Genomic DNA, 6,386 nt, shown 5'->3' on the forward strand with positions numbered 1-6,386 from the left:
CCGGCGCCGGCTCGACCACCCCGGCGCCCCCGCCGTGGTCCGGGCGGCCGTGGTCTCAGCCCCCCCCCCCGCCACGGGGGGGCCCCCCCCCGCCCGGGGGGGCGCCTCCTCTCGTTGGGCGACATCAGCCTCGTCGTACGAGGTCGTTCCTGGTCGTACGAGGTCAGCCTCGTCGTACGACGTCAAGTTCACGCCACGGACGCGTCCGACCTGTGAGAGGAGTCTCCTGCCCGGCTCCGGCTTCTGCTTCAATGGGGGTATGGCCAGCTTCCAGAAGTACACCGCGACGGGTCGCCCCGACCTGGAGCCCTTCTGGCCTTCCCGTCAGCATCACGACTTCGACCGGGTGTGTTGCCGCGCGACGAACGCGCCGGCCCTCTAAAGCCGTACACCCCGGCCTTCGGCCAGCGCGCACGACGTACGTCCTCGACGGCCCCGACCACGAACTCGCGGTCGTCGACCTTCCCGACGAACTTCTCGCGCGAAAGAGCTGACCTCTCATGGCGACCACTCGTTCCTTCTCGTCCGTCGCGACCACCCCCGCACCGGCACCCGCCCCCGTCCCCGCGCGGCACCGACTCCGTGCCGTCCACCGGGACGAGGTGGTCGACGTCGCGGACTTCCTGCCGCCGGGCGCCACCTGGCTGCCCGCTCCCCCGCACACCCTGCCCGTGCTCCCCGGCCAGCCGCCGATGATCGGCTACCTGGTCCTCGTACCGGCCGACCAGCAGCCCCTGCTGCCGGTCGCCGTCCCGGACTCCCCGGCCCCCATCGACGCCGCCGTCGGGGACGACCCGCTCGTCCGCATCGACCCCGTGCAGCGCACCGCCGAGGTCGACGGGCGGCCGCTCGACCTCACCTACCTGGAGTTCGAGCTGCTCGCGCACCTCGTCGCGTACCCGCACCGGGTGCACACCCGCGACCAGCTGGTCACCACCGTGTGGGGCTACGGGCACGTGGGCGACGGGCGGACCGTCGACGTCCACGTCGCGCGGTTGCGGCGCAAGCTGGGGGCGCAGCACCGGCAGTCGATCCAGACGGTACGGCGGGTGGGGTACAAGTACGCGCCTGCGACGGGGCGTTGACCCACTCCACCGCTCAGGAACTCTTCTGTCAGCAGATTCCCGTTCCGTCCGGCGGGCCGTGCGGGCAGAGTCGTCCGTATGAAACCCAAGAAACTGCTGATGCTGGGCGGTACGGACTTCGCGGGGCGGGCCGTGGTGGAGGCGGCGCTCGGCCGTGGCTGGGAGGTGACCGTCTTCCACCGCGGGCGCCGCGAACCGCCCGCCGGGGTGCGGTCCTTGCTGGGTGACCGCACCGCCCCCGACGGGCTCGCGGCGCTCGCCTCCGCCGCGGGTGAGGGCGAGGGTGAGTGGGATGTCGTCGTCGACACCTGGTCGGCGGCGCCGCGGGCCGTTCGCGACACGGCACGGCTGTTGGCCGACCGGGCCGGGCGGTACGTGTACGTGTCGAGCTGCTCGGTCTACGCGTGGGCTCCGCCCGCCGACTACGCCGAGGACGCGCCGCTCGTGAAAGGGGCGTCCGAGGACGCGGAACAGACCGACTACGCGCAGGACAAACTGGGCGGCGAGCTGGCCGCCGTGTCCGCGTTCGGCACGGAGCGCTCGTTGCTCGTGCGGTCCGGGCTGATCCTCGGGCCGTACGAGAACATCGGGCGCCTGCCGTGGTGGTTGACCCGGGTCGCCCGGGGCGGTCCCGTACTCGCGCCCGGCCCCCGGTCCCTCCCCCTCCAGTACGTCGATGTCCGTGATCTCGCGGAGTGGATCCTCGGGGCGGCGGATGCGGGGGTGAGCGGGGCGTACAACCTGATGAGTCCGCAGGGGCATACGACGATGGGGGAGCTGCTCGACGCGTGCGTCCGGGTCACCGGGGCGCGGGCGGAACTCCGTTGGACCGAGCCTTCCGTGGTTCTCGACGCCGGGATTCAGCCGTGGACGCAGTTGCCGGTGTGGGTGCCGGTGGGGTCCGACATGCATGACGCTCTTCACCGGGCGGACGTGTCCCGGGCGGTGGCGGCGGGGCTGCGGTGCCGGCCCGTCTCGGAGACGGTCGCGGACACGTGGACCTGGCTCCAGGGCATCGGCGGGGTGGCCCCCCAACGCCCGGACCGCCCACCGGTGGGCCTCCCGCCGGACCTGGAAGCCAAGGCGCTCGCCCTGTAACCCCGCACCCAGGCCCTTCGCCCCCGCCGCCCCTACCCGTCCCATCCTCCTGGGGCTCCGCCCCAGACCCCGCGGGATGGTCTTCCGGCTGCGGGTGGGTGGGGGCTGGTCGCGCAGTTCCCCGCGCCCCTCAAGAGCGCCGACGCGCATCTTTCAGCCCGGCCGGCGTTTGAGGACGAGGCCGTTCAGGCCGATCGGGGGTTTGGGGGCGGAGCCCCCAAGTAGGGACGGGTAGGGGCGGCGGGGGCGAGGAAAGCCCTGCCCCCGGGGTGCACCTGGCACCACCCCCACCCTGGTGCTCGGCCCAGTGACCTCGCGGGGCGGGTCGGTGAGACTGGCGGTATGGAGATGTGGAGCGGCAGGGGTGTACGGGCACGCGGGCCGGAGGTACTGGTCGCCGGGGGGCGAGGGCTGGTGCTGGCCGTCGGGGGGTTCATCGGAGCGGTTGTTCTCTTCGTGCTGTCCGTCGTGTCGATCCTGCTGGTGCCGGCGGGGGTGGGGATCGTCACGACCCCTTGGGTCCTGACCGGCGTACGGGCCTTCGCGGACCGGCGGCGGATCATCGCCGCCGAGTGGTGCGGGATACGGATTCCGTCCACGTACAGGAGCCTGCCCGCGGACGCGCCCCCGTGGACACGCTGCTTCCGCATGCTGGGAGACCCGGCGACCTGGCGCGACCTCCGCTGGCTGGTGGTCGACATGACCGCCGGGTTCGTGACCGCACTGCTGCCCGCCGCCCTCCTCCTCTACCCCCTGGAGGGTTTCGCGCTGGCGGCCGGCCTGTGGCGGGTCTTCACGGACGGCACGCACGTGGGCTGGTGGTACGGCTTCGTGCCGGTGTCGGGACAGGGCTCCGCCCTGCTCGCGGGGGCACTGGGCGCGGCGCTCCTCGTCGCCTCCTACGCCCTCTCCCCCGCCCTCCTGCGGGTCCACTTCCTCCTCACCCGCTCCGTCCTCGCCTCCGGCGACGGCGAACTCGCCGAACGGGTCCGCGTCCTCACCGAGACCCGGCGCACCGCCGTGGACACGTCGGCGGCCGAACTCCGCCGCATCGAGAGGGACTTGCACGACGGGGCGCAGGCACGACTGGTCGCCATGGGGATGGACCTGGGGACCGTCGAGGTCCTCATCGAGAAGGACCCGGCCAAGGCCCGCCAGCTGCTCGCCCAGGCCCGCCGGTCCTCCGCCGAGGCGCTCACCGAGCTCCGCGACCTCGTACGGGGTATTCATCCCCCCGTGCTCGCCGAGCGTGGACTCGGCGACGCGGTAAGGGCGTTGGTGCTGCGGCTGCCTCTCGTGAGCGAGGTGGACGTCGACATGGACGGCCGTGCCGACGCGCCCGTCGAGTCCGCCGCGTACTTCGCCGTCAGCGAGGTGCTGACCAACGCGGTCAAGCACTCCGGTGCCGAGCGCCTCTGGGTCGACCTCCAGTACACGGACGGAATGCTCCGCATCACCGTCACCGACGACGGGGAGGGCGGCGCCCGGGTCGGCGCGGGCTCGGGACTCACCGGCGTCGAGCGGCGGCTCGGTACATTCGACGGCGTCCTGGCCGTCAGCAGCCCCGCGGGCGGTCCCACCATGGTCACCATGGAGATCCCTTGCGCGTTGTCCTAGCCGAAGACCTGTTCCTGCTGCGCGACGGACTGGTCCGGATGCTCGAGGCGTACGACTTCGAGATCGCCGCCGCCGTCGAGAGCGGGCCCGAACTCACCCGGGCGCTGGCCGAGTTGGCGCCGGACGTCGCCGTGGTCGACGTACGTCTGCCACCCTCGCACACGGACGAGGGGCTGCAGTGCGCGCTTCAGGCCCGCCGGGAGCGGCCGGGGCTGCCGGTGCTCGTGCTCTCCCAGCACGTGGAGCAGCTGTACGCAAGGGAGTTGCTCGCGGACGGCACGGGCGGGGTCGGTTATCTGCTCAAGGACCGGGTGTTCGACGCGGAGCAGTTCATCGACGCCGTACGGCGGGTCGCCGCGGGTGGGACCGCGATGGATCCGCAGGTGATTCAGCAGTTGCTGGCGCGGCGTTCACACACCGCGCAGCCGCTCGGGCGGCTGACCCCACGCGAGCTGGAGGTGCTCGAACTGATGGCGCAGGGGCGCTCGAACGCGGCGATCGCGGCCCAACTCGTGGTCACAGAACGGGCGATCGCCAAACACACCTCCAATATCTTCACCAAACTGGGGCTGGAGGTCTCCGACGATGACAACCGGCGCGTACTCGCCGTACTGGCGTATTTGGATCACGGCAGCCAGTGAAGAAGAAGCCCCCGCCGACGCCGTTGAATATAGTTCAAACCCTTTTTTCGAGATCAACTCACCGAAAAACATGCGCTTCTGAGCCCATTGCGCCGGAAATGACCTCACGAACTTCTAAGATTTTCCAGGGTTTCTGAACGCCTCAGGAGTCACCTGCGTACTGATGGACGCCGCTTCACTCCTGTCGGGCGCCTCGATGCCCCGCAAGGAAGTCAGAGGAGTTCCATGGGACGCAACACTCGCAAACGACGTTCGCCGCTGGCTGTTCGCGCCGTTGCCGCATCCGCGGCGCTCGCGATCGGTGGGGGCGGATTGATCTGGGCGAATTTCTACGCCTCGGCGCACGAGACCAACTCGAGCCCGAACACCACCAAGGCCGCCGCCGCCCAGGTCGCCACCATCTCCTGCCCCGATGTCGGGCAGCAACTGACCAGTGTGCCCGCCAACGCCAAGTCGAACGTCGACACGGAGCTGGCCACGCTCGACAAGCAGATCACCGAGGCGTACGCCCGGCTGGCCTCGTCGCGTCAGGCTCAGGCCAATGACGCGGGCTTCGTCCAGAACGCGATCCTGTCGCCGCTCAAGGACAAGCGGACCGCGGTCATCGGCCGAATCAAGATCGACTTCACCCGGGTGGGCGCCGCCGCGCCGACCACGCTGGACGGTCTCGCCGCCTGCACCGGCACCACCGCCAACCAGGCCCAGACCACCGCCGGCGGCCAGAACAACGGCCAGCAGAACAACGGCGGCCAGCAGAACGGTGGCCAGAACAACGGCGGCCAGCAGAACGGCGGCCAGCAGAACAACGGCGGCGCCTCGGCCAGCGCGGCTCCGAGCGCGAGCGCACCGGCCAACATCGGCGGCCAGGCCGGAAACGGTCCCGTCGCCGCAGACTTCGTCGACATCACAAAGGTGGCGGCGAACGTCCAGGGCAAGCCGCAGAAGTCCGCCAACGCCTCAAGGGGTACGTTCACCACCGCGTGCGGTGTGAACGCGAACAAGAACCACAACACCGACAACGTGATCGTGGCGCCCGGCGTGACCAACGGCGCACACCACCTGCACGACTACGTCGGCAACCAGAAGGTCAACGCGTTCTCCAGCAACAACACGTTCCTGCAGGGCGGGACCAGCTGCCAGAACAAGAACGACCTGTCGTCGTACTACTGGCCGGTGGTCCGTCTCCAGGACGGCTCGCAGGACTTCGACCAGAACGCGGACGGCGGTGGCAAGGAAGGCAACGTCGGCAAGATCCTGACGCCCGTACAGGCGCAGATCAAGTACGTCGGCAGCCCGGCCAGCAAGGTCGTCGCGATGCCGCAGTTCCTGCGCATCATCACCGGTGACGCCAAGACCACCACCAACGGTCTGGCGAACGCCAACGCGCACTGGAGCTGCACCGGCTTCGAGAACAAGGTCCAGCTGACGTCGCAGTACCCGATCTGCCCGCAGGGCAGCAACGTGGTCCGCACGTTCGCCTTCCAGAGCTGCTGGGACGGCCAGAACATCGACAGCGCCAACCACCGCACGCACGTCGCCTTCGCCGATCCGGCGAGCGGCGTCTGCGGCAACGGCTTCAAGGCGATCCCGCAGCTGACGATGCGCCTGGTCTACAAGATCACGCCGCCGGTCCTCCAGAACGGCGTGGTGAAGAACGCGTTCGCGGTGGACGGCTTCCCGGAGCAGCTCCACAAGTCGGCGACCGACCACGACGACTTCATCAGCGTCACCACCGGTGGCCTGGCGAACAAGATCGCCAACTGCATCAACACCGGCCAGCAGTGCAGGTAGCAGCCCCTTCACCGAAGGCAGTAGTCGCTTCACCGAAGAGCTAGTACGGCACTGAGAAGGGCGGGGGGGGGGGGACCCCCCCCCCCCCGCCCCCGGGAAGGGGCCCCCCCCGTACACCCCCCCCCCCCGCCCCCCCGTGCACAGCCCGCCCCCC

Annotated in this window: 5 protein-coding genes; all 5 read left to right on the forward strand. The window is 70.4% G+C overall.

What is annotated here, in order from left to right; genetic code table 11:
* Nucleotides 1–500 precede the first annotated feature (500 nt).
* Nucleotides 501–1,085 (forward strand): winged helix-turn-helix domain-containing protein, encoded by a 585-nt coding sequence (locus ACFVWD_RS56925; RefSeq protein ID WP_389606958.1) that lies wholly within the window; start codon nt 501–503, stop codon nt 1,083–1,085.
* A 99-nt stretch (nt 1,086–1,184) separates the two neighbouring features.
* Complete coding sequence (locus tag ACFVWD_RS56930) at nt 1,185–2,183, forward strand: NAD-dependent epimerase/dehydratase family protein (protein ID WP_389606961.1); 999 nt, start codon at nt 1,185–1,187, stop codon at nt 2,181–2,183.
* A 348-nt stretch (nt 2,184–2,531) separates the two neighbouring features.
* Nucleotides 2,532–3,800, forward strand: a complete 1,269-nt coding sequence (locus tag ACFVWD_RS56935; RefSeq protein WP_389606963.1) for a sensor domain-containing protein — start codon at nt 2,532–2,534, stop codon at nt 3,798–3,800.
* Nucleotides 3,785–4,441: a response regulator transcription factor gene (locus ACFVWD_RS56940; RefSeq protein ID WP_099940984.1), complete on the forward strand. Its 657-nt coding sequence runs from the start codon at nt 3,785–3,787 to the stop codon at nt 4,439–4,441. Before ACFVWD_RS56935 ends, ACFVWD_RS56940 begins: the two co-directional genes overlap by 16 nt.
* 225 nt (nt 4,442–4,666) lie before the next feature.
* A complete protein-coding gene (locus ACFVWD_RS56945; protein WP_389606959.1) occupies nt 4,667–6,232 on the forward strand; it encodes a DUF1996 domain-containing protein in 1,566 nt (521 codons plus the stop codon).
* The last annotated feature ends 154 nt before the right edge of the window (nt 6,233–6,386 follow it).

Source organism: Streptomyces sp. NPDC058086, from assembly GCF_042885015.1.
Classification (GTDB): Bacteria; Actinomycetota; Actinomycetes; order Streptomycetales; family Streptomycetaceae; genus Streptomyces.